The organism is Kitasatospora sp. NPDC048194, assembly GCF_043202455.1.
GTDB lineage: Bacteria > Actinomycetota > Actinomycetes > Streptomycetales > Streptomycetaceae > Kitasatospora.
In genome coordinates this window covers 25,565-48,407 of record NZ_JBIDAK010000012.1, presented here as the reverse complement: position 1 = coordinate 48,407, position 22,843 = coordinate 25,565, and the positions used below count along the sequence as shown (strand labels likewise).

Sequence of the window (22,843 nt, the reverse complement as noted above, 5' to 3'; positions counted from 1 at the left end):
CATCCGGTCCCGTTCGGCGCGAGCTCCGCTTACGCTGTCTCCCGTGGTGCAACCAGCGGACGAGGACGGGACGCGGGAGGGCCGCGCGTCCGGGGACGGGCAGTCGCGGCCGGACGACCCGCGCCGCCGACTCGGCAAGGCGGTCAAGGGCGCCACCGCGGCCAAGGCCGCCAAGGCCGTGCAGGCGGCCCAGCGCACCGCCAGGAAGGCCGCCGCCACGACCGCCGAGAAGGCCGCTGCGAAGGCCGCCGTGAAGGCTGCGGCGCGGACCGGGAAGCCCACCGTGCGGACCGGGAAGCCCACCGCGAGGACCGGCAAGCCCACCGGGACCCGAGCCGCCGACACCCGGACCGCGGACGCGCAGCCTGCCGAGACCCAGACCGCCGAGACCCAGGCCGCCGAGGCCCGGACCGCCGAGACCCGGACCGCCCGGCAGCCGGCCGGGCAGCGGAGCATCGGCAAGCGCACCGCCGGGCGGCGGGCCGCAGCGGCGGCGGAACCGCCCCGGGAGACCCGCACCGCCCGGGCCGCCGGCGCCGCCAAAGCCGCCGTCCAGTCCGTGCGCTCGGTCAAGGCCGCCAAGCGCGACGCCGCCCGCCCGCCGCTGCTGCGCACCACCGACCGGCTGGTGCTGCCCCGGCACCCGGCCCTGCACATCCCCGACACCAAGGTGGTCCTGTCCACCGCCTCGGTGTACCCGGCCAGCACCGCCGTCGCCTTCGAACTGGCCGCCAAGCTCGGCTACGACGGGATCGAGGTGATGGTCTGGAACGACCCGGTCAGCCAGGACGTCGACGCCCTGCGCCGGCTCTCCGACGTCCACCAGATGCCGATCCTGGCCGTGCACGCGCCCTGCCTGCTGATCACCCAGCGGGTGTGGACCACCGACCCGTGGACCAAGCTGGTCCGTGCCCGGGCGGCGGCCGAGAAGCTCGGCGCGAGCGCCGTGGTCGTCCACCCGCCGTTCCGCTGGCAGCGCCAGTACGCCCGCGAGTTCGTCGAGGGCATCGACCGGATGGCGGGCGAGACCGACGTCCGCTTCGCCGTCGAGAACATGTACCCGTGGCGCTACCGCGACCGCGAGGTCCTCGCGTACGCCCCCGGCTGGGACGTCACCGACGAGGAGTACCGGCACTTCACCATCGACCTCTCGCACGTCGCCACCTCCCGGATCGACGCCTTCGCCATGGTCGAGCGGATGGGCGACCGGCTCGCCCACGTCCACCTGGCCGACGGCAGCGGCTCCGGCAAGGACGAGCACCTGATCCCCGGCCGGGGCAAGCAGCCCTGCGCCGAGCTGCTGGAGCACCTGGCCCGCACCGGGTTCGACGGCCACGTGGTGCTCGAGGTCAACACCCGCCGCGCCGCCTCCCCCGCCGAACGCGAGGCCGACCTCGCCGAGGCCCTCGCCTTCACCCGCTTGCACCTGGCCACCCCCTCGCGCGTACGCTGAGCCGCGGTCCGCGCCGGGGCCGTCAACTACCCCACGGAGGTGGAGCAGTGACGAAGGGTCGGCTGTTCATCGAGCTCGACAACTTCCGGGAGCTGGCCGAGAGCTTCGGTGCGGTGGCCCCCGAGTACGACCGGGCCCGCCCCGGCTACCCGGACGAGCTGTTCGACGAGCTGGAGCGGCTCTGGGGCCGCAGCCTCCAGGGGGCCAGGGTGCTGGACGTCGGCGCCGGCACCGGCATCGCGACCCGGCTGCTGGCCGCCCGCGGCGCGGACGTGATCGCCGTCGAGCCCTACGCCGGGATGGCCGCCCAGCTGCTGGCCGCCTCGCCGCAGCTCCCGCTGGTCCGCGGCAACGGCGACGACCTGCCCTTCCACGACGCCTCCGCCGACCTGATCAGCTACGCCCAGGCCTTCCACTGGACCCGCCCCGAGCGCTCCGTCCCCGAGGCGATCCGGGTGCTGCGGCCCGGCGGCGCGCTCGCCACCTGGTGGAACGTCCACGACGAGACCGTGCCCTGGGTCCGCGCCCGGGTGGAGCGGCTGTCCGCGGCCCTGCCCGGCCGCTTCCACGGCTACGGCCGGATCACCGAGCACACCGGCCACTTCGCCCCGGCCGGGCTGGCCGTCGGGCACGCCCGGCTGCGCTGGGAGCGGCGGGTCACCGTGGACCACGTGCTCACCGACCTCACCTCCCGCTCCTTCATGGCCTCGCTCAGCCCCGAGGAGCGCGCCCCCGTCCTGGACGCCGAGCGGGCCGCCCTGACCGCCGACTTCCCGGACGGGCTGGTGGACGAGCCCTTCCTGCTGGACCTCACCGTGGCCGTCAAGGCCGGCTGAACCGCGCCCGGCGGGGGCGGGCGGACCGCGGCCGTCACCACGGCCGAGGCCGGCGGGACCGGTCCTGGCGGCCCGGCGGACCGCGGCCGTCACCGCCGCCCGGCCCGGCCGACCGGCGGCTGTCCACGGGTCGGCCCCGCTGCCCGCATCCCGGACGCACTGTCCGCCGGCCGGACGGCGGGCGTAGGCTCGGAAGCCACCAGCGGCCCCCGCACCCTCACCTCCCGCGGGGCGCCGTCGAGAGCCCCGAAGGAGTGGAGCACAGTGCCCGAGCTGAGGTCCCGTACGGTCACCCACGGTCGCAACATGGCAGGCGCCCGGGCGCTTCTCCGGGCGGCCGGCGTAGCCCGCGAGGACTTCGGCAAGCCGATCATCGCGGTCGCCAACTCCTTCACCGAGTTCGTCCCCGGCCACACCCACCTGCAGCCGGTCGGCCGGATCGTCTCCGAGGCGATCAAGCAGGCGGGCGGCATCCCGCGCGAGTTCAACACCATCGCCGTGGACGACGGCATCGCCATGGGCCACGGCGGCATGCTCTACTCGCTGCCCTCGCGCGACCTGATCGCCGACTCGGTCGAGTACATGGTCAACGCCCACTGCGCCGACGCCCTGATCTGCATCTCCAACTGCGACAAGATCACCCCGGGCATGCTGATGGCCGCCCTGCGCCTGAACATCCCGACCGTGTTCGTCTCCGGCGGGCCGATGGAGGCCGGCAAGGCCACCCTGGTCGACGGCACCGTGCGCAAGCTCGACCTGGTCGACGCGATCTCGCAGGCGGTCAACGAGAACGTCTCCGACGAGGACATCGCGATCATCGAGGAGAACGCCTGCCCCACCTGCGGCTCGTGTTCCGGCATGTTCACCGCCAACTCGATGAACTGCCTCACCGAGGCGATCGGCCTCTCGCTGCCCGGCAACGGCTCGGTGCTCGCCACCCACACCGCCCGCCGCGCCCTGTACGAGAAGGCCGGCCGGACCGTCGTCGAGATCGCCGGCCGCTACTACGGCGGCGACGACGCCTCGGTGCTGCCCCGCGCGATCGCCACCCGCGCCGCCTTCGAGAACGCCATGGCGCTGGACATCGCCATGGGCGGCTCGACCAACACCATCCTCCACCTGCTCGCCGCCGCCCAGGAGGCCGAGCTGGACTTCGACATGCGGGCCATCGACGCGATCTCCCGCAAGGTGCCCTGCCTGTCCAAGGTCGCGCCCAACGGCTCGTACTACATGGAGGACGTGCACCGGGCCGGCGGCATCCCGGCGATCCTCGGCGAGCTGTACCGGGCCGGACTGCTCAACGAGGACGTCCACACCGTGCACTCCGACTCGCTCGCCGAGTGGCTCAAGACCTGGGACGTCCGCGGCGGCTCGCCGTCCGCCGAGGCCGTCGAGCTGTGGCACGCCGCCCCCGGCTGCGTCCGCTCCGCCGAGGCCTTCTCCCAGTCCGAGCGCTGGGAGTCGCTGGACACCGACGCCGCCAAGGGCTGCATCCGCAGCGCCGAACACGCCTACTCCGTCGAGGGCGGCCTGGCCGTGCTGTACGGCAACCTCGCCGAGGACGGCTGCATCGTGAAGACCGCCGGTGTGGACGAGTCGATCTGGACCTTCAGCGGCCCGGCCGTCGTGGTCGAGTCCCAGGAGGACGCGGTCGAGGCGATCCTCGCCAAGCGGGTCAAGGAGGGCGACGTCGTCGTCATCCGCTACGAGGGCCCCAAGGGCGGCCCGGGCATGCAGGAGATGCTCTACCCGACCTCCTTCCTCAAGGGCCGCGGCCTGGGCAAGGCCTGCGCGCTGGTCACCGACGGCCGGTTCTCCGGCGGCACCTCGGGCCTGTCGATCGGCCACGCCTCCCCCGAAGCGGCCTCCGGCGGCACCATCGCGCTGGTCGAGGACGGCGACACCATCGCCATCGACATCCCCGGCCGCAGCATCTCGCTCCAGGTGCCGGACGAGGTCCTGGCCGAGCGCCGCCGCGTCCTGGAGGCCGCGGGCGGCTACCGGCCGAAGAACCGCGAACGCCAGGTCAGCCAGGCGCTGCGCGCCTACGCGGCGATGGCCACCTCGGCGGACAAGGGCGCCGTCCGGGACGTGACCAAGCTCGGCTGATCCCGTCGGGCACCCCGGAGGAGCCGCCCCGCGCCAGGCGGCTCCTCCGTGCCGTGCGCAAACCGGGCTCCTCCGTGCCGTGCGCTGACCGGGCCTCCGTGCCGTGCGCAGGCACGCTGACGGCCGAGGCCGGTGACGGCGGAGACCGGTGACGGCGGAGACCGGTGACGGCGGAGACCGGTGACGGCGGAGACCGGGTGATAATCGAGGACGTGAGCGAGCAGCCCCCCACCCCCCTCCCCAAGCCCGCCGGCGCCCCCGAGCCGGAGCCGATCCGCTGGTTCGGCACCAGCTGGCTCGACCGGGACGGCGGCTACTGGCTGCGCCGGGTCGGCGTCTCGGCCGGCGCCCTGGTCGCGACCGTCGCCGCCGTGCTGGTGCTGCGCTTCGGTGTCGAGGGCGTCGCGCTCTCCGACAGCGGCGGCTTCGTCAACGGCCTGCTGACCGCCGCGATCGCGGTCTGCTCGATGATGGCCGTGCGGCGCACCTGGAAGGTGCTCACCGAGGGCAGGGACCAGCTGACCGGCTGGATGGCCGAGGACAAGTCGCTCGGCGCGGTCTGGCTGATCGGCGGGGCGGGCAGCCTGGCCGCCTACTTCGCCCGCAGCCTGGTCGAGGCGCCCGGTGAGGGCGTCAAGCGGGCCGCCTACCAGCGGGCCGTCGAGCAGTACGGGAAGCGCCAGGCGGGCCGCAGCGGCCGGCCCGACGCCAAGGCGCCGGGCCGGGGCAAGCGCAAGCGCTGACCCGGGGCCGTCCTCAAGCCCCCGCCCGCCCTTCGAGCGGACGACGGGGCTCGGAGTCGGGCCCTAGGGCCCGTCTTCAAACCCCCGCCTGCGGGCCGACGCTCCCCCGGCCTTCGGCCGGGAGGTGCCCCCAGGGCACGCGCCTCGCCGCGTTGTCGTCGGTCGCCGATGGCCCCCAGCCTCCGGCCGGGAGGTGCCCCCACCGCATGGACTCTCCCCCAGCCTCCGGCCGGGAGGTGCCCCCACCCCAGCCTCCGGCCGGGAGGTGCCCCCACCCCAGCCTCCGGCCGGGAGGTGCCCCCATCCTCCGCCTTGCGATGCACGCACCCCAACGCCGCCCCGCCCGCCCTCCGGGCGGACGACGGGGGTTTGAAGACGGGCCCTAGTAGCGGCTGACCGATCCGCACTCGCCGGGCTCGGTGGACAGGTCCTTGCTGCGGTCGTACGGATCGGTCTTCGGGCCGGTCGGCCGGGCGTCCGGACCGTCCGGCGAGGCGGTGGCGAACTGGTCGAACTGCGGGTGGTAGAAGCCGTCGTAGATGCCGCACGCCGAGTTCCCGGCGTCCGAGCTGCTGCCCTCGGCGAACACCAGCTTCTTCGGGTCGAGCCGGTAGCGGCCCGGGTCGTAGAAGCGGAAGTTCTCCACCCGGCGCACGATCGTGCGGGTGGTCCAGGTGTCCCCGGACACGTCGTCCACCGGTACCACCAGACCCACCGGCTTGGCCGTGCCGGCGCCCCGGGGCGGGGCCGGGTCCGTGGGCCTCGGCGTGCCCGCCGACGGTGCGGGGGACGCGGCCCGCTTGCCGGCCTCCGGGCCGGGGCGCAGCGCGTACACGAAGCTGAAGTCGGTGTGGACCAGGACGCCCTTGTCGCCGTCGCCCTCGAAGCTGATCCGGCCCTGCGCCTTGACCACGTCACCCACCGGGATCGCCTCGCGCGGGTCGAAGCGGCTGAACCAGCTGGTCGCGTCGGCCTCCTTGGACGGGTTCGCCAGGGCGGCGGTCACGCGGTCGCGCTCCTCGCGCTCCAGCAGGGCGAGCGCCGAGTCCGGCCGGCCGCCGGCGAGCACCTTCGGGTCCAGGTTGGCGGCGGTCAGGTAGTCCTTGACCAGCCGCAGCTGGGCGGCGACCTCCTCGGCGGAGAAGACGCCGGTGTCCTTGGCCTCGGGGAGCACGAAGGCCTCCGCGCCGTTCGGCCAGCCTTCGGCGGGGGAGCCGGCCCACGGGTGGGCCACGGTCGGCTGCTGCTCGTCGGTCTTCGGCGGCGCGGTGGTCGGCTTGGCCGTCTCCGGGGCGACGGTCGGCACGGGGGTGGGTGCGGCGGAGGAGCCGGTCCCGCCGATGTGGTCGGCGTACCAGCTGCGCAGCCCGTCGATGTTCAGCGCCGCGAGCAGCACCGCGACGGTCAGCACGGCGAACAGCGGGGTGCGCCAGTCCCGCCGGCGCCTGGGGGGACGCGGGTTGCCCCACGGGTCGACCACCTGGAGCCGGGCCCTGCGCCCGAAGCGCCGCCTGGCCTTCCCCGGGCCGTCGTTGACGGAGCGGCGGCCGCCCGGGTCGACCGGCGGGGTGTGCTTCCAACGGGCGGTCAGCATCCGGGTGCGTCCGGACGGCTCCTTCACGGGGGCGGAGTTCACGAAGTCCTCGTCCAGGACGAGGTCGGCGAACGGGTCCTTCCCGCCGGCCCCGGACGGGTCGGACCCGCCCGGCTCGCGGCCCTCGGAGGGGCGCGGTTCCGGATCTTCGACTATCGGCATCGCGCCAGTATGCCGACGGGGTGTGACGATGCGTCGATCGGGGGCGCGCCGTGTGCTGGACCGGTGCGCGGAGCGGGTGCCTTCGGCAGCCTTTGTCCGGAATGCACCGCTCCGGATCCACCGGACCGTGCGCTCAGCCCGTGCCGCGGGCCTGCTTCACACCGTGCGCCACCCCGGCGATCGCCATCAGCACGCCGACCGGGATGAGCGAGACGAAGAACGCGCCGAACAGCCCGGAGTCGCCGAGGAGCATCTGCGCCAGGACGTTCAGCACCAGCAGTCCGCCGGCCGCCGGGAGCGCCGACTGCCACGGGTGCTCGCGCGCCCACCGTTGCAGCCGCCGGTCGCCGGTGTCCCGGCGCAGCTGCCCGCCGGCCCAGGCGGTCAGGAAGAAGAAGAACAGCCCCCAGCTCGCCGGTCCGGCCAGCATGCCCAGCGACCAGTCGCCGGAGACCGCCTCGATCCCCAGGGCCGTCGCCCCCACCACCGCACCGACGCCCGCGGCCGTCCGCCACGGGCCCATCGTCGCCGAGGCGGCGGCGAGTTGCCGGTTCTCACGTCGGGACATCTCGTCGTGTGCCATGCCTCCACGGTGCGCCTGCGCGGGTCGCGAGGCCATAGGGGAAACCCCGGAGTCCGGGCCCTAGGGGAACACCGGCCCGGGTTGCGGCCCGGGTGCGGACCACGGAGCGGACGGTCCCGACGGGCACCGCCGGGCGGTGCGAGGATGGCCGCAGTACCGAGGCAAGGAGCGGACCCATGGGCAGCAGCGCAGCGCACGGACAGAAGATCGCCTTCCTGGGCACCGGCAAGATCGGCGAGGCCCTGCTCTCCGGTCTGCTGCGGGCCGGCAAGGACCCGGCGGACGTCCTGGTGACCGCCCGGCGACCGGAGCGCGCCGTCGAACTCGCCGCCCGCTACGGCGTGGTGGCGGTGGCCAACGCCGAGGCCGCCAAGTTGGCCGACACCCTGATCCTGGCGGTCAAGCCGCAGGACATGGGCACCCTGCTGGAGGAGCTGGCCCCGCACGTCAGCCCGGACCGGCTGGTGATCTCGGCCGCGGCCGGTGTCCCGACCGCCTGGTTCGAGGAGCGGCTGGCGGCCGGGACCCCGGTGGTCCGGGTGATGCCCAACACGCCGGTGCTGGTGGACGAGGGGATGAGCGTCATCTCCGGTGGCTCGCACGCCACCGAGGAGCACCTGATGCGCGCCGAGGAGATCTTCAGCTCGGTCGGCAAGGCGCTGCGGCTGCCCGAGTCCCAGCAGGACGCGGCCACCGCGCTGTCCGGCTCCGGCCCGGCCTACTTCTACTTCCTGGTGGAGGCGATGACGGACGCGGGCATCCTGCTCGGACTGCCCCGGCAGGTGGCCCACGACCTGATCGTGCAGTCCGCGATCGGCGCCTCGGTGATGCTGCGCGATTCGGGCGAGCACCCGGTGAAGCTGCGCGAGGCGGTCACCTCCCCGGCCGGCACCACCATCGCGGCCATCCGCGAGCTGGAGAACCACGGGGTGCGGGCCGCGCTGCTGGGCGCCCTGGAGGCGGCCCGGGACCGCTCCCGGGAGCTGGCCTCCGGCGGCAGGTAGCCCGCGGCAGAAGTACCTGCGCGACCCCTCCCGGAATCGGGCCGTACCGCCTACGCTCTCGCCAACATCGTCCTACCGGTCGGTAGCGAGGTCGCCTGGAGGTCCGCATGAGCGCCGTGCCGTCCGTTCGGCCCGTCCCGCCCCGGGTGGCGCCCGGCCTGCGGGTCGGCCGGGCCGCGCTCGCCGTCAGCTTCCTGCTCCAGGGCGCCACCTTCGCGCTGCTGGTCACCTGCATCCCGGAGATCCAGCACCGGTACGGGTTGAGCGACGGGCTGCTGCCGGTCTTCCTGGCCGCGGTGCCGGTCCTGGCCGGGGTGGGTTCGATCCTCTCCGAGCGGGTGGTGAAGCGCACCGGCGCCCGGGCGGTGCTGCGGGTGGTCCAGCCGGCCGTCTGCCTGAGCCTCGCGGGCGCCGGCCTCGGTGACACCCTGTGGCAACTCGCCGTCGCGCTCGGCGCGTTCGGGATGCTGGTGGGCGGGCTGGACGCCAGCATGAACATGCTCGGGGTGGGTCTGCAGCACCGCTACGGCCGCTCGATCATGATCGGCTTCCACGCGGCCTTCAGCCTCGGCGGCATCCTCGGCGCGGCGATCGCGGGCCTCGGCTCGCACTACCGCCTCGGGCTACCGGTGCTGTTCGGCACCGCCGCCGCGGTGATCGCCCCGCTCGCGGTGCTGGCCGGCACCCTCCCGCGGCCCTCGTCCGGGCAGGCCCCCGCCGACGCGGCCGACCTCGGCGCCGCCGTCCGGGAGGCTGCCGAGGCCGCCGCCCGGTCCATCCCCTGGCGGCCGCTGCTGCCGCTGTGCCTGGCGATGGCCTTCGCGTACATCGCGGACGCCTCGGTCTCCAACTACAGCGTCAAGTACCTGACCGACGCCCTGGGCAGCCGCGAGGACCTCGCCAAGCTGTCCTACCTCGGCTACATGGTCGCGATGCTGCTCGGCCGCGCCCTCGGCGACCGCGCGGTGCAGCGCTTCGGCGCCGTCCCGGTGGTGCGCACGGGAGCCGCGGTGGCCGCGCTCGGCTTCGGCCTGGCCGCGGTCGCGCCCGCCGCCTGGGCGGGCATCGCCGCCTTCACCGTGCTCGGCTTCGGCATCTGCGCGATCATCCCGCAGGTCTTCGCGGCCGGCGGCCGGCTGTTCCCGGCCGACTCGGACGCCGCCGTGGCCCGGCTGAACCTCTTCAACTACGTGGGCTTCCTGGTCGGTTCGCCGCTGGTCGGGGCGATCGCGGACGCGAGCTCGTACCGCTGGGCGCTGCTGGCCCCGATGCTGCTGGTGCTCGCCGTCCTGCCGCTGGCGGAGCGCTTCGCGCCGGTGCCCGCGGCGGTCCCCGCCCCCGCGGCCGCCTGACCGCGGGGCGGGCGGCCGCGGGGCGGGGCGGGGCCGCGGCCCCCCCCCCCCCCCGGCCCCGGCCGGGGCGCCCCCCCCCCGGGGGGGGCGCGGGGCCGCCCGCGGCGCCCGGCGGGGGGCGGGGGGCGGGCGGCGCGGGGGGGGGGGCCGGGCGGCCCGGGGGGGGGGGGCGCGGGGGGCGCGGGGCCCGGGGGGGGCCCCCCCCCCCGGGGCCGCCGGCCGGGGGGGGGGGCGGCCGCGGCCCGGCCGGATCCGGCTCAGCCGGAGCCCGGCCGGCCCTGGCCGGGTCACCCGATCACGGTCTGCAGCTCGGGCACGCCGTCGGCCCAGAGCTGGTCCCTGGTGAAGGCCGGAGCGCCGGCCGGCCCGTACTCGACGTAGAGGTACGGGGCCCAGTTCAGCGAGTAGGGGGTGCCGCTCCAGGTCGGGGTGTCGCTGATCCTGACGGTGACCGTGACGGCGCGGGTCGCGCCGGGCGCGATCGGCGCCGCGAAGTGCCAGGCGGCGTTGTTGCCGCCGAAGCTGCAGTCCGTGCTGTCGCCGCCGCAGCCGACGACGGTGAACGCGCCGTTCAGCTGGTTGGCCGGCCAGATCGGCTGGATGTACTCGTAGGCGAAGGAGATGTCGGTGGTCTCGGTGTTGGTCAGCGACAGGGTCAGGATCAGCTGGTCGCCCGGCTTGGCCGTGGCCCGGTCGACGGCGAAGGTGGCGCCGCCGACTGCTGCGGAGGCCGGCTGGGCGGCAAAGAAGACGCCAAGTCCCAGTAATGCGAAGAGAATTGCTCCGAGGCGTGAAACGCTGAAGGTCTTCATGGCGGAGAGGATAGGGAGCCGTGAAGGTTTTGTCTGTACCGCCTCCGTGCCGGCCACCGCCCCGCCACCGCTCCATCACCACCCCGTACCGGCGAGCCCTGACGGCCGTCCGGGCGCCCGCACCCACTACGGTGGAGGCCATGCCCGAAGCCGAGCGTGACACCCCCTGCGGCCTGCACCTCTTCTGGGACGAGGCCGTCACCGCCTACGACTTCGGCCCCGGCCACCCGATGGATCCGACCCGGCTGGCGCTCACCATGCGCCTGGTCGAGGACCTCGGCCTGGGCGCCGGGCCCGGGGTGACCGTCCGGTCCGCGCCGCCCGCCGGGGAGTCCACCCTGCGGCTGGTGCACACCCGGGAGTACGTCGAGGCGGTCAAGCACGCCGCCGCGCACCCCGAACAGCCGGACCTCCGGCACGGCCTCGGCACCGACGACAACTGGGCCTTCCCGGCCGTCCATTCGGCCTCCGCGCTGATCGCCGGCCAGTCCGTGGCCGCCGCCGAGGCGGTCTGGCGCGGCGAGACCCCGCACGCCGTCAACTTCGCCGGCGGCCTGCACCACGCGATGCCCGACAAGGCCTCCGGCTTCTGCGTCTACAACGACCCGGCGCTCGCCATCGCCCGGCTGCTGGAACTCGGCGCCGAGCGGATCGCCTACGTCGACGTCGACGTCCACCACGGCGACGGCGTCCAGCAGGCCTTCTGGAACGACCCCCGGGTGCTCACGGTCTCCCTGCACGAGCACCCCGCCACGCTCTTCCCGCAGACCGGCTGGCCCACCGAGACCGGCGGACCGGACGCCCCCGGCTCCGCCGCCAACCTCCCGCTGCCGGCCGGCACCGGCGACTCCGGCTGGCTGCGCGCCTTCCACGCCCTGGTGCCCGAGCTGCTCACCTCCTTCCGGCCCGAGGTCCTGGTCACCCAGCACGGCGCGGACACCCACCTGGAGGACCCGCTCGCCCACCTCGCCGTCACCGTGGACGCCCAGCGGCTGATCGCCGAGGAACTGCACGACCTCGCCCACCAGCTGACCGGCGGTCGCTGGGTGGCCACCGGCGGGGGCGGCTACGCCGTCGTGGACGTCGTCCCGCGGACCTGGACCCACCTGGTCGCCACCGCCGCCGGCCGGCCCGTCGACCCGGCCACCGAGACCCCCGAGTCCTGGCGCGCCGAGGTCTACCGCCGCACCCGCCGCCCGGCCCCGCTGCGGATGACCGACGGCGCCCGGCCGTCCTGGCGGGACTTCGACGCGGGTTACGATCCGGCCGACCGGCTGGATCAGGCCATCCTCGCCAGCCGCCGGGCGGTGTTCCCGCACCACGGACTGCTGGCCTGAAACCGCCCCTCGGCCGCTCCCTGCACGGGCCGTGCGTACGCCCACTGGTGCGATCCGCCGAGTGGCTACCTACTGCAACGGTCCTATCTCCCACCGTAGGAGGACTGCACCGCCCCTCTTCCCACTGGTACCACCCATAACTACTCTGGGGATACACGTGTGCCGGTGGAGTCACCGGAGGGGAAGCCGGTGCCTTGCACACGGGTTAAGGGTCGGGTGATGGTCATGAGTTCCGGCGAACGCCCCCTGCAGGAAGTCGTCTTCCTGACCGTGGCGGAGGTTGCCGCGGTCATGCGGGTGTCCAAGATGACGGTGTACCGCCTGGTGCACAGCGGAGAGCTGCCGGCCATCCGGGTCGGACGGTCCTTCCGGGTGCCCCAGCAGGCGGTGCACGAGTACCTCAAGGAGTCGTACGTGCGACTCGAGAGCGCGTAGTCCCAGGCCGGGCGGGGGCGGGTCCGCGACCGCGGGTGCGCCCCCGTTCGCCCGGGATTCGCCCCGGGTTTCCCGGTCCGGGGGAGTGCGATTTACAGCCCCGGCCACGTGGACGGTAGGCTAGGCCCTCACGTCAGTCGTATGGACTCCGTCTCTCACGGACGAGAGTCTCAGTGAGCGAGGGTTGTTCCGTGGGCTCTGTCATCAAGAAGCGTCGCAAGCGTATGGCCAAGAAGAAGCACCGCAAGCTTCTCAAGCGCACTCGCGTTCAGCGTCGCAACAAGAAGTAAGCGCCCCCGGCCGCGCCCAGCGCGCCCAGCGCTTCCACCGCCCGCCCTGGTCCTCGTGGCCGGGGCGGGCGGTGTCGTTTCACGGCCCGGCGCGGCGGCGCGGTACGGTGCACGCAGGCCGCTCGGCTCGAGGGAATGGGGTGCAGAACCGTGGGCGTGGTCGTGCTCGTCACCGGCGTGGCCCGTCATCTCGGGGCCCGCTTCGCCGCCGAGGTCCGCCGCCGGCCCGGCGTCGACCTGGTCGTCGGTGTGGACGTGCAGCCGCCGGGACTGCCGGTCGAGGAGCCGGACGGCCCGGCCGCGCCGTACACCTTCCACCAGCTCGACCTGCGCCGCCCCGCGGTCTCCCGGGTGATCGCCGGGCACCGGGTGGACACCGTGGTGCACCTGAGCGTCAGCGCCACCGGCCTCGGCTCCACCAACCGCTCCGCGGTGAAGGAGGCGAACGTCATCGGCACCATGCAGCTGCTCGGCGCCTGCCAGAAGGCCTCCGGGGTGCGCCGGCTGGTGGTGAAGTCCACCACCGGCGTCTACGGCTCCGCGCCGCGCGACCCGGCGGTGTTCAGCGAGCGGATCCAGCCGAAGGACCCGCCCGGCGGCGGGTTCGCCAAGGACGCGGCGGAGGTCGAGGGCTACGTCCGCGGCTTCGCCCGGCGCCGACCGGACGTCGCGGTCACGGTGCTGCGCTTCGCCAACATCGTCGGCCCGCACGCCGACACCCCGCTCAGCGAGTACTTCGCGCTGCCGGTGCTGCCGACCGTGCTCGGCTACGACCCCCGGCTGCAGTTCGTCCACGAGGACGACGCGGTCGAGGTGCTCTGCCGGGCCGCCGACGAGCCCGTGCCGGGCACCGTCAACACCGGGACCTTCAACGTGGCCGGGGAGGGCGTCCTGCTGCTCTCCCAGTGCGCCCGCCGGCTCGGGCGCCCCACCCTTCCGCTGCTACTGCCGGCGGTCAGCTGGATGGCCGCGCTCGGCCGGCGGACCCGGCTGGCGGACGTCTCCTCGGAGCAGCTGCGACTGCTCACCCACGGCCGGGTGGTGGACACCACGCGGCTGCGGGAGACCTTCGGCTACCGCCCGGTGTTCAGCACCCCGGAGGCCTTCGCCGACTTCGCCGCCGCCCAGGGCCCCGGCCTGCTGCCGCCCGGGCGGCTGGCCGCGGCCACCGACCGGCTGGCCGCCCTGATCAGCCCGGAGGGGCCCGCCCCCGCCGCACCGAACGTCGTACCGAACCGCCCGCGCCGCCCGAGGAGCTGAAGCCGCGATGAGTGCCGCCGCCGACGAATCGCCGGGTGAGGCCAAGGTCATCCCGATCGAGTCCGCCCCCAGCTGGACGTCCCCCGAGGGCCCGCGGCTGGCCGACCGGCTCGCCGCCGCCGTCGGCGGGGCGCTGTCCGGGCAGCTCGGCCCGGCGGCCACCCGGCTGTTCGGCAAGGGCTGGGAGGGCCGGGCCACCGAGGGGCTGGCCTTCCTGCGCCGCCGGCTCACCGGCGACTACGAGGTGGACGAGTTCGGCTTCGACCGGGAGCTCACCGAGGAGGTGCTGCTGTCGCTGCTGCGCCCGTTGGCCGAGAAGTACTTCCGGATCGACGTCCAGGGGATCGAGAACATCCCGGCCGAGGGCGGCGCCCTGATCGTCGCCAACCACTCGGGGACGATCCCGCTGGACGCCCTGATGACCCAGGTGGTCATCCACGACCACCACCCGCACCGCCGGCACCTGCGGATGCTCGCCGCCGACCTGGTCTTCGTGCTGCCGGGCGTCAACGAGCTGGCCCGCAAGGCCGGCCACACGCTGGCCTGCAACGAGGACGCCCAGGCGCTGCTGGAGCGCGGCGAGCTCGTCGGGGTCTGGCCGGAGGGCTTCAAGGGCATCGGCAAGCCGTTCGCCGAGCGCTACAAGCTCCAGCGCTTCGGCCGCGGCGGCTTCGTCTCCTCGGCGCTGCGGGCGCGGGTGCCGATCGTGCCGTGCTCGATCGTCGGGGCGGAGGAGACCTACCCGATGATCGGCAACGTGAAGGCGCTGGCCCGGCTGCTGGGTCTGCCGTACGTCCCGATCACGCCGACCTTCCCGTGGCTGGGCCCGCTCGGGATGCTGCCGCTGCCGACCAAGTGGACGATCCGCTTCGGCGAGCCGATCGCCACCGACGGCTACCCGGCGGAGGCGGCGGACGATCCGATGCTGGTCTTCGACCTGGCCGACGAGGTGCGCGAGACCATCCAGCACACCCTGTACCAGCTGCTGGTCCAGCGGCGTTCGGTGTTCTTCTGACGGCCCCTCGGGGGTGAACGGCCCGGGGCCCCGACGGGAGGCGTCCCGTCGGGGCCCCGGGTGGGTGCCCGTCAGCCGTCCGTCAGCCGCCGCCGAGGATCCGTAGGCCGGGCAGCAGGCCCGGGACCAGCGGGGGCACGTCCACGCCCTGCTGGGGGGCGCCGGACGCGCCGCTCGGCGTGCCGGAGGACTGCGGCGCCGGCGGGGCCGCGTCGGCGCTCGGCGAGGGCTTCCCCGCCCCGCCGGTGATCCCGTTGGTCAGGTCCCCGACCAGCCCGTTGACCGCGTCCGGCGCGCTGCTGGGCAGGGTGCTCGGCAGGCCGCCGCCCTTGCCGCTGCCGGCGGTGGAGCCGGCGCCGGCGGTGGCCGGGGAGTGGTCGGTGCGGTTGCCGCCGTTCCCGGCCCCGCCCTGGGTCTGGTCGGTGCCCGGGCCGTTGCCCGCGCCGGCGGCGGGGGAGCCCGCCGGGGATCCGCTGGTCGAGGAGGACGAGTCGCCGCCCGCTCCCGTGCCGGTCTGGCCACCGCTCTTGGCGGGCGGCTGGGCCAGGCGCAGGGGCGCGACGTCTTCGCTTATGTCGTCGAAGAGCTGGTCCACCAGGTGTGCCTGCTCGGTGAGTTGGACCGGGAGCCGGCCCTGCAGCTGGCTCCAGCGGCCGTCCTCGTCGTGGGCGAAGCCGGCCAGCGCGCGCATCGGGTCGAGCGAGCCGTTGCTGCGGTAGACGGAGCGCAGCAGCTCACGGCCCTTGAGCGCGTCGGCGTGCATGTCGTCCAGCGCCCGGCGCACCCGGTCGACCGTGGCCGGGCTGAGCGCGCCGACCGGGTCGCCCTGGCCGATCAGGGCGTTGGCCTCGCCGAGTCGGGTGGCGGCGTTGTCGAGCAGCAGCTCGCCGCGCTCGGAGTCGGAGTCCGCGAGGCCGAGCCGCAGCCCTTCGAGGCCGCGCTTCATGCCGTACAGCGTGTCGCCGGGGAGGGCGTTGGTGCTGGCGGCGGCGGCGCCGGCCAGGCTGCCGACGGCGAGTCCGGCGACGAGGCCGCCGATCGCGAAGCGGCGGCTCCACCGGCCCCTCGGCGCCGTCCTGGTCGATCGGTGCCGGCGCTGCCTGGGCACCGTGGCGCCCGGTCCGCCGGCGAAGGCCTGCTCGAACGCGGCCATCAGCTGGGCGCGTTGGACCGTTCGGACCTCCTGGTCCATGGTCGGCCGGGCCACCGCTCCGAGTGCGTCGGTCAGGCCGACCAGTTCGGCCATCGCGACCGAACCCGCCTCGGTAGCAGCGGCGTTGGCCGAATCGGCGTTGGCCGCGCGGCGTTGGTCCGCCTGGTGGGCCTCCAGCGCCTCGGCGAAGGCCTTCGCCCGCCGGTGCTCGAGCACGTTTGCCGTCACGGGCCACACCTCCCTTCGTCGTTGTCGACACCCCGGCCAGCCGGACGGTTGCCTCGGCGGGCCAAAGCCACTCCATCGGGTGATAGGTCGCAATTCAGCTTGACCGTACGCCTGGTGGGGGCTTGCACGCTGGCCAACGAGCGGTGCGGGCGGTCGGTTACGCACGGCTGATCATCGGACCGACCGTTCACCCGGACGTGTCGATCGGACGCGCACGGTGACGGGCGGTCGGGCCGCCCCCGGGCTATCGCGCCCGCGCTCACCGCGGGCTCACCGCGCGTCGGGCGGGAGCAGCCGGGCCAGGGTGCGCACGGCGCGGTACTGGAGGGTCTTGATCGCGCCCTCGTTCTTGCCCATGATCCGCGCGGTCTCGGCCACCGAGAGGCCCTGCAGGAAGCGCAGGGTGACGCACTCCTGCTGCTGCGGGTTGAGCCGGCGCACCGCGTCCAGCAGGGCGGCGTTGGAGAGCGACTCCAGCACCGACTCCTCCGGGCTGCGCTCGCACTCGTTGGAGTCGAGCATCTCGCCGGTGGTGACCTCCAGCCGGAACCGGCTGGACTTGAAGTGGTCGGCGACGAGGTTGCGGGCGATGGTGACCAGCCAGGCGCCGAAGTCCCGGCCCTGCCAGGTGAAGGTGCCGATCCGCCGCAGGGCGCGCAGGAACGTCTCGCTCGTGAGGTCCTCGGCCGTGGCCCGGCTGCCCACCCGGTAGTAGATGTAGCGGTAGACGGTGTCCGCGTAGTGGTCGTAGAGCCGGCCGAAGGCCTCGCTCTCGCCGGCCTGGGCCCGCTCGACCAGCTCCATGACGGGGTTGTGCTCGGTCTCGTACCCGGGTGCGGGCGCCGTGCGGGTGCGGCCGCGGCCGACGCCGGTGCTGCCGGTGCGGCCGCGCGAGCCGGTCCCGGTCGACCCGGCGGCGGTGGTGCGCAGCGCCGACCCCGGGCCGTGCTGGTGACCGAACGGGACTCCGGCGGGCACGAGTTGGGGCGAGGCGGCGAGCTGGCTGCGGAGCAGGTTGCGCAGCAGGTCCAGGCCGTTCGAGATCTGCCGCTCGGCGGTCGGCCGGCCGCGGAGGCCGGTGCGGGGGCGCAGGGGCGCGGACGACGGGCGGGAGGGTGCAGGCGCGTCGTTCCGGACGGGTGGGTACACGGGACTCCCAGAGGCAGAACTGTGGACGGATCACCTCCGCCTGCGCGGAGAGCGCGCCCCTGGCGTCCGTTCGAGCGGAACGCGTGGGTGACGCGCATCCAGGAGAGAATAACGCTTTGTGCAATGACAGCTACACCGTGTGGTCGAAGTGGTCGTTTGGGATCCATTTGTTGCGCATATTCGGCTGACACTGACCGGAGGTGTCATCGTTCATCCGGCTCAACGTGACCGTTCGGGCGCTCAGGGTGACCAATTCGGTGGTCCGGCGGGCGGTTTCCCAGCCATGGGGCTCGGCAACCCCCGACTTTCCCGGTCTGGCGAACGATCAGAACCGGTCACGGGGTAACAGGTTCTTGCAGCGGGCCTGGACGGCCCTGGGGAGCAGGGGAGTTCGCTCGTACGAGGGGCCAGGTCAGGGGCCTGGTTGACGCCCCCTCACCCGCCCGGGGGAGGGGTGGCGAAGGGCGGCGAGGGCCGCGCGGAGGGGGAGTTCAGGCGCGCCGGCGCCGGCGCCGCAGCGCCACCCCGGCCGCCGTCGCGCCGGCCGCCACCCCGAGCGCACCCGCCGCCGGCAGCCCCACCCGGGCCGCCTTGCGCCCGGTCCGGAAGTCCCGCACCCGCCAACCCTGCGCCCGGGCGTGCCGCCGCAGCGCGCCGTCCGGGTTCACCACGTACGGGTGGCCGACGAGCGAGAGCATCGGGATGTCGTTGGCCGAGTCGCTGTACGCGGCGCAGCGGTCGAGGTCGAGCCGCTCGCGCCGGGCCAGCGCCCGCACGGCCGCGGCCTTGGCGGGACCGTGCAGCAGGTCGCCGACCAGTCGGCCGGTGTAGGCGCCGTCCAGGGCCTCGGCGACGGTGCCGAGCGCGCCGGTCATACCGAGGCGGCGGGCGATGATCCGGGCCACCTCCAGCGGGGCGGCGGTGACCAGCCAGACCCGCTGGCCGGCGTCCAGGTGCATCTGGACCAGGGCGCGGGTGCCGGGCCAGATCTTGTCGGCCACGACCTGCTCGAAGATCTCCTCGCAGATCGCCTCCAGATCGGCGGTGGGCTTGCCGGCGACGATCCCGAGGGCGGTGTTGCGGGCGTCCGAGATGTGGTCCGGGTCCTCGGTGCCGTGCAGCCGGAACAGGGCCTGCTGCCAGGCGAAGCGGGCGATGTCGCGGCGGGTGAGGAAGCCGCGGCGGTAGAGGCCGACGCCGAGGTAGAAGATCGCCGCGCCGCGCAGGATGGTGTTGTCGCAGTCGAAGAAGGCCGCGGCGCGGGGGTCGTCCGGCTCGGGGGTGTGGTTCGCGACCGGCGCCTTGGGCGCCTTCCCGGGCTTGCCCGCGGTCCCGGTCCGCGGCGAGGAGGCATCGGCCGCCGGGGCTTCGCCGGCCGCGGGGGTTTCGTCGGCCACCGGGGTGTCGGCGCCGGTCGGGGCTTCGCCGGCGAGGCGCTGCGGCTCGGCGCGCAGCGCGGCCTCGGCGGCCTCCGCCGCGGCTTCGCCCGCCTCGGCCACGGCCCGGCCCGTGGGTGCGCTCCGCTCGGTGCTGGAGCGTCTCGCCTGGGTGAGCCTTCGGAGCACGGCCATGCCAATGAGCATAGCCAGCCGGGCACGGAGCGGCCGTGACGGAGCCGTGCCCACCCGGTGAACAGCTGCCCCCGGCCGGCCCCCCGGTCCGTCCCACGACGTCGTCCCGCCCCGACCCGTCGCCCCTGCCCGCCCCCCGGGCCGCCGCCCGGCAGCGGCGGCGCACAATGGGCCGGTGAGCCCACTGCTGCGACGTAGGACCCCCGAGCCCGCGGACCGTACCGTGACCCTGGTCGGCAAGCCCGGCTGCCACCTGTGCGACGAGGCCCGGGAGGTGATCGTCCGGGTTGCCGCGGAGCTCGGCGCGACCTTCGAGGAGAAGGACATCACCCAGGACGAGGAGCTGTACCGGCGCTACTGGGAGCAGATCCCGGTGACCCTGGTCGACGGCCGCCAGCACGACTTCTGGCGGGTCGACGAGCGCCGCCTGCGCGCCGCCCTGGGCGCCTGAGCGGCCGCCCCCGGGGAGCGGCGCCGCCCCACCGCCCCCGCCGACCGGCGGGGGTGGTTCGCCGAATCGTTGCCGAAGACACCCCGTTCCGGGCGGGGCGGGGCGCCGCGGTCGGCTTACGATCGAACGCGTTTGCGCCCGCGGGGGGCTGAGCACACGAGGAGTGCCGCCATGCTTCCCCGCCCGACCCCAGGGACGCCCGAAGCGCCCCCGGGCGCCCGGGGCTTCGCCGTGGTGGACGTGGAGGCGACCGGCCGCAGCCCGTGGCGGCACCGGGTGGTCGAGGTCGCCGTCGTGCTGCTGGACGACGGGCTCCGCGCCGAGGGCGAGTTCGCGACCCTGCTGGACCCGCTGGGCCCGGTCGGCCCGACCCACGTGCACCGGATACGCCAGACCGACGTCGAGGGCGCCCCGAGGTTTCGGGAGATCGCCCCGCGGCTGCTGGAGCTGCTGGCCGGCCGGGTGCTGGTCGGCCACCACGTCAGCTGCGACCACGCCTTCCTCGACCGCGAGTTCGCCCGGATCGGCGTGCCGCTGCCGCCCGTCCCGCTGCTGTGCACCATGCGGCTGGCCCGCGAGCACCTGCCGCAGGCCCGCAGCCACGGCCTGGCGGCCTGCGTGGAGGCGGCCGGCCTGGGCTGGTACCCGGCGCACACCGCGCTGGGCGACGCCCGGGTGACGGCCGAGCTGCTGCGGCACTGCCTGGGCGCACCGTCCTGCCCGCCGGAGGACTGGGCCGCGCCGCTGCGCGAGGCCGCCCGGGTGCCCTGGCCGCGGCTGGGCCGCGCCCGCTCCCGCCCGTCCGGTGCGGCGGTGCCGCTGCTGCGCCGGGAGGCCCCGTACGGGCCCTGGCTGCCCGGCCCCCAGGCCCCGGAAGTCGTGCTGACCCGGGCCGGTGCTATGGGCTCGTCGGCGTGATGCGTGTCACTGTGCGGGGACAAATCGGACACCATCTTTGTGCACACGTTCACAAACGCATAGCCTGGCTGCCAAAGCCCAGCTTCACCCACAGGAGCACCGTGGCAATCGGCCGATCACCACAGAGCAGTTCGCAGACGCCCGACCAGGGCGCCGCGCGCCGACCCTCGCGTGCCCGGGGCATCCCGGAGGCGACCGTCGCCCGCCTGCCCCTCTACCTGCGGGCCCTCACCGCGCTCTCCGAGCGTTCGGTGCCGACCGTCTCCTCCGAGGAGCTGGCCGCCGCGGCCGGCGTGAACTCGGCCAAGCTGCGCAAGGACTTCTCCTACCTCGGCTCCTACGGCACCCGCGGCGTCGGCTACGACGTCGAGTACCTCGTCTACCAGATCTCCCGCGAGCTCGGCCTGACCCAGGACTGGCCGGTCGTCATCGTGGGCATCGGGAACCTCGGCCACGCGCTCGCCAACTACGGCGGCTTCGCCTCCCGCGGCTTCCGGGTCGCCGCCCTGTTGGACGCCGATCCCCACGTGGTCGGTTCCACCGCGGCCGGACTGCCCGTGCGCCACATGGACGAGCTGGAGTCGATCGTCGAGAGCCAGCAGGTCTCCATCGGCGTGATCACCACCCCGCCCGGCGCCGCCCAGCAGGTTTGCGACCGGCTGGTCGAGGCAGGCGTTACCAGCATCCTCAACTTCGCCCCGACCGTGCTGACCGTCCCGGACGGTGTGGACGTGCGCAAGGTGGACCTCTCCATCGAACTGCAGATCCTCGCCTTCCACGAGCAGCGCAAGGCCGGGGAGGAGCCCGACCACACCGAGTCGGTGCTGGACCGCGCCCCCGGCCCGGTCCGCGCGGCGGCCGCCAAGCTGCGCCGCGCGGCCGCCGGCGGCAGCGGCAAGGGCCGCGGCACCGCCGACCCGGCGACCAAGGACGAGGGCGAGCAGGCCAAGGGCAAGGCCGCCAAGGGCGGCGAGGGCGAGCTGTCCGCGGTGATGCCCGCATGAACACGGAGAGCTGTGGGGGGCGGGCATGAGTCTTCTCGTCGTCGGACTGAGCCACCGGACGGCACCGGTCGGCGTGCTGGAGCGCGCCGCACTGACCGGTGAGGTGCCGACCCGGCTGCTGCACGACGCCGCCGCCTCCGCGACCGTCGCCGAGGCCGCGCTGCTCAACACCTGCAACCGGATCGAGCTGTACGCGGACGTGGACAAGTTCCACGCCGGCGTCGCCGAGCTGTCGCTGCTGCTGGCCCACCACAGCGGGGTGGACCTGGAGGAGCTGACCTCCCACCTGTACGTCCACTACGAGGACCGCGCCGTCCACCACCTGTTCTCGGTGGCCTGCGGCCTGGACTCGATGGTCGTCGGCGAGGGCCAGATCCTCGGCCAGCTGCGCGACGCGCTGGCCAGGGCCCAGGACGAGCACACCGCCGGGCGCGGCCTGAACGAGCTGTTCCAGCAGGCCCTGCGGGTCGGCAAGCGGGCGCACAGCGAGACCGGCATCGACAAGGCCGGCCAGTCGCTGGTCACCTTCGGCCTGGAGCAGGTCGCGGCGGGTGCGGGCGAGATCGCCGGCAAGCGCGCGCTGGTGGTCGGTGCCGGCTCGATGAGCTCGCTGGCCGCCGCCACCCTGGTCCGCTCCGGCGTCACCGACCTGCTGATCGCCAACCGGACCCCGGCCCGGGCCGAGCGCCTGGTCGAGATCCTCGGCCCGGACGTGGCCCGCACCCTCGACCTCGCCAAGGTGCCGCAGGCGCTCGCCGACGTCGACCTGGTGATCTCCTGCACCGGCGCGGCCGGCGTGGTGATCAGGGCCGAGGACGTGGCCGCCGCCGTCGCGGCCCGCACCGCCGGCACCCCGCTCGCCCTGCTCGACCTCGCCATGCCGCGCGACGTCGACCACGCGGTGCACGGGCTGGACGGCGCCCTGCTGGTCGACCTGGAGAGCCTCTCCCACGCGCACGCCGCCAGCCCCGGCGCCGGCGACGTCGACCAGGTCACCCGGATCGTCGCCGACGAGGTGGCCGCCTTCGGCGCCGCCCAGCGGGCCGCCCGGATCGCGCCGACCGTGGTCGCCCTGCGCGCGATGGCCTCCGACGTGGTCGCCGCCGAGCTGGGCCGACTGGACTCCCGGCTGCCCGAGCTGGACGAGCGCTCCCGCGCGGAGATCACCCAGACCGTCCGCCGCGTCGTCGACAAGCTGCTGCACGCCCCGACCGTCCGGGTCAAGCAGCTGGCCGCCGAACCGGGCGGCGCCTCCTACGCGGACGCCCTGCGCGAGCTGTTCGACCTCGACCCGGCGGCCGTGCACGCCGTGTCGGGCACGCCCGTCAGCGGCCGGCCCCAGCCCTCCGGCGAGGGCACCAGATGAACCGTCAGCCATCCCACG

The 22,843-nt window shown here is 74.7% G+C and carries 21 protein-coding genes; 15 read left to right on the top strand and 6 right to left on the bottom strand.

The genetic code is table 11. The features are described 5' to 3' along the window. The first annotated feature begins 649 nt into the window (after positions 1-649). From ACGF07_RS16920 to ACGF07_RS16905, 4 genes are all read left to right on the top strand, one after another. Entirely contained in the window at positions 650-1,453 is an 804-nt protein-coding gene (locus tag ACGF07_RS16920) for a sugar phosphate isomerase/epimerase family protein (RefSeq protein WP_392899645.1), read from the top strand. A 47-nt stretch (positions 1,454-1,500) separates the two neighbouring features. After that, complete coding sequence (locus ACGF07_RS16915; protein WP_392899402.1) at positions 1,501-2,289, top strand: class I SAM-dependent methyltransferase; 789 nt, start codon at positions 1,501-1,503, stop codon at positions 2,287-2,289. Positions 2,290-2,553: 264 nt separating this feature from the next. Then, a complete protein-coding gene (gene ilvD, locus ACGF07_RS16910) occupies positions 2,554-4,398 on the top strand; it encodes a dihydroxy-acid dehydratase (RefSeq protein ID WP_392899400.1) in 1,845 nt (614 codons plus the stop codon). A gap of 212 nt (positions 4,399-4,610) precedes the next feature. Beyond that, entirely contained in the window at positions 4,611-5,141 is a 531-nt protein-coding gene (locus ACGF07_RS16905) for a hypothetical protein (RefSeq protein WP_350744520.1), read from the top strand. Positions 5,142-5,523: 382 nt separating this feature from the next. On the opposite strand, the gene ACGF07_RS16900 is transcribed toward ACGF07_RS16905, so the two are convergent. Both ACGF07_RS16900 and ACGF07_RS16895 read right to left on the bottom strand, forming a co-directional pair. Beyond that, positions 5,524-6,897 carry a hypothetical protein gene (locus tag ACGF07_RS16900; RefSeq protein WP_392899397.1) on the bottom strand — a complete coding sequence of 458 codons (1,374 nt, stop codon included), beginning with the start codon at positions 6,895-6,897 and terminating at the stop codon, positions 5,524-5,526. 133 nt (positions 6,898-7,030) lie between these two features. Continuing rightward, positions 7,031-7,480 (bottom strand): hypothetical protein, encoded by a 450-nt coding sequence (locus ACGF07_RS16895; protein ID WP_350744524.1) that lies wholly within the window; start codon positions 7,478-7,480, stop codon positions 7,031-7,033. Between the two features lie 176 nt (positions 7,481-7,656). On the opposite strand from ACGF07_RS16895, the gene proC reads away from it, so the two are divergent. Together proC and ACGF07_RS16885 are read left to right on the top strand one after the other, a co-directional pair. Beyond that, positions 7,657-8,484: a pyrroline-5-carboxylate reductase gene (gene proC, locus ACGF07_RS16890; RefSeq protein ID WP_392899394.1), complete on the top strand. Its 828-nt coding sequence runs from the start codon at positions 7,657-7,659 to the stop codon at positions 8,482-8,484. A 107-nt stretch (positions 8,485-8,591) separates the two neighbouring features. Further along, a complete protein-coding gene (locus ACGF07_RS16885; protein ID WP_392899391.1) occupies positions 8,592-9,836 on the top strand; it encodes an MFS transporter in 1,245 nt (414 codons plus the stop codon). Positions 9,837-10,123: 287 nt separating this feature from the next. Here ACGF07_RS16885 and ACGF07_RS16880 read toward each other — a convergent pair whose 3' ends face one another. Further along, a complete protein-coding gene (locus tag ACGF07_RS16880; protein WP_392899388.1) occupies positions 10,124-10,648 on the bottom strand; it encodes a hypothetical protein in 525 nt (174 codons plus the stop codon). Between the two features lie 140 nt (positions 10,649-10,788). Between ACGF07_RS16880 and ACGF07_RS16875 the strand changes: the two genes are divergently transcribed. The 5 genes from ACGF07_RS16875 (at position 10,789) to ACGF07_RS16855 (ending at position 14,985) form a co-directional block, all read left to right on the top strand. Then, on the top strand, positions 10,789-11,985 hold the full coding sequence (locus ACGF07_RS16875) for an acetoin utilization protein AcuC (protein WP_350744532.1): 1,197 nt from the start codon (positions 10,789-10,791) through the stop codon (positions 11,983-11,985). Between the two features lie 225 nt (positions 11,986-12,210). Beyond that, entirely contained in the window at positions 12,211-12,420 is a 210-nt protein-coding gene (locus ACGF07_RS16870) for a helix-turn-helix domain-containing protein (RefSeq protein WP_148644250.1), read from the top strand. A 191-nt stretch (positions 12,421-12,611) separates the two neighbouring features. Next, positions 12,612-12,710 carry a 30S ribosomal protein bS22 gene (locus tag ACGF07_RS16865; protein WP_003948845.1) on the top strand — a complete coding sequence of 33 codons (99 nt, stop codon included), beginning with the start codon at positions 12,612-12,614 and terminating at the stop codon, positions 12,708-12,710. 150 nt (positions 12,711-12,860) lie between these two features. Beyond that, entirely contained in the window at positions 12,861-13,970 is a 1,110-nt protein-coding gene (locus tag ACGF07_RS16860) for an NAD-dependent epimerase/dehydratase family protein (RefSeq protein ID WP_392899642.1), read from the top strand. Positions 13,971-13,977: 7 nt separating this feature from the next. Continuing rightward, the gene (locus tag ACGF07_RS16855; RefSeq protein WP_350744534.1) at positions 13,978-14,985 is read left to right on the top strand and encodes a lysophospholipid acyltransferase family protein; all 1,008 of its coding nucleotides are present in this window, start codon (positions 13,978-13,980) and stop codon (positions 14,983-14,985) included. Between the two features lie 82 nt (positions 14,986-15,067). On the opposite strand, the gene ACGF07_RS16850 is transcribed toward ACGF07_RS16855, so the two are convergent. The 3 genes from ACGF07_RS16850 to ACGF07_RS16840 all read right to left on the bottom strand — a co-directional run bounded on the left by ACGF07_RS16850 (position 15,068) and on the right by ACGF07_RS16840 (position 19,086). Further along, complete coding sequence (locus ACGF07_RS16850) at positions 15,068-16,366, bottom strand: DUF5667 domain-containing protein (RefSeq protein WP_392899383.1); 1,299 nt, start codon at positions 16,364-16,366, stop codon at positions 15,068-15,070. Positions 16,367-16,636: 270 nt separating this feature from the next. Then, positions 16,637-17,344 (bottom strand): ECF subfamily RNA polymerase sigma factor, BldN family, encoded by a 708-nt coding sequence (locus ACGF07_RS16845; RefSeq protein ID WP_392899640.1) that lies wholly within the window; start codon positions 17,342-17,344, stop codon positions 16,637-16,639. A 662-nt stretch (positions 17,345-18,006) separates the two neighbouring features. Then, on the bottom strand, positions 18,007-19,086 hold the full coding sequence (locus ACGF07_RS16840) for an HAD-IB family hydrolase (protein ID WP_350747579.1): 1,080 nt from the start codon (positions 19,084-19,086) through the stop codon (positions 18,007-18,009). Between the two features lie 175 nt (positions 19,087-19,261). Between ACGF07_RS16840 and ACGF07_RS16835 the strand changes: the two genes are divergently transcribed. From ACGF07_RS16835 to ACGF07_RS16820, 4 genes are all read left to right on the top strand, one after another. Further along, positions 19,262-19,537, top strand: coding sequence for a glutaredoxin family protein (locus tag ACGF07_RS16835; RefSeq protein WP_392899380.1), 276 nt, complete (start codon positions 19,262-19,264; stop codon positions 19,535-19,537). A gap of 171 nt (positions 19,538-19,708) precedes the next feature. Further along, complete coding sequence (locus ACGF07_RS16830; protein ID WP_392899378.1) at positions 19,709-20,455, top strand: exonuclease domain-containing protein; 747 nt, start codon at positions 19,709-19,711, stop codon at positions 20,453-20,455. 107 nt (positions 20,456-20,562) lie between these two features. Next, on the top strand, positions 20,563-21,459 hold the full coding sequence (locus ACGF07_RS16825; protein ID WP_392899637.1) for a redox-sensing transcriptional repressor Rex: 897 nt from the start codon (positions 20,563-20,565) through the stop codon (positions 21,457-21,459). A gap of 25 nt (positions 21,460-21,484) precedes the next feature. Next, complete coding sequence (locus tag ACGF07_RS16820) at positions 21,485-22,825, top strand: glutamyl-tRNA reductase (RefSeq protein WP_350747570.1); 1,341 nt, start codon at positions 21,485-21,487, stop codon at positions 22,823-22,825. Positions 22,826-22,843: the final 18 nt, after the last annotated feature.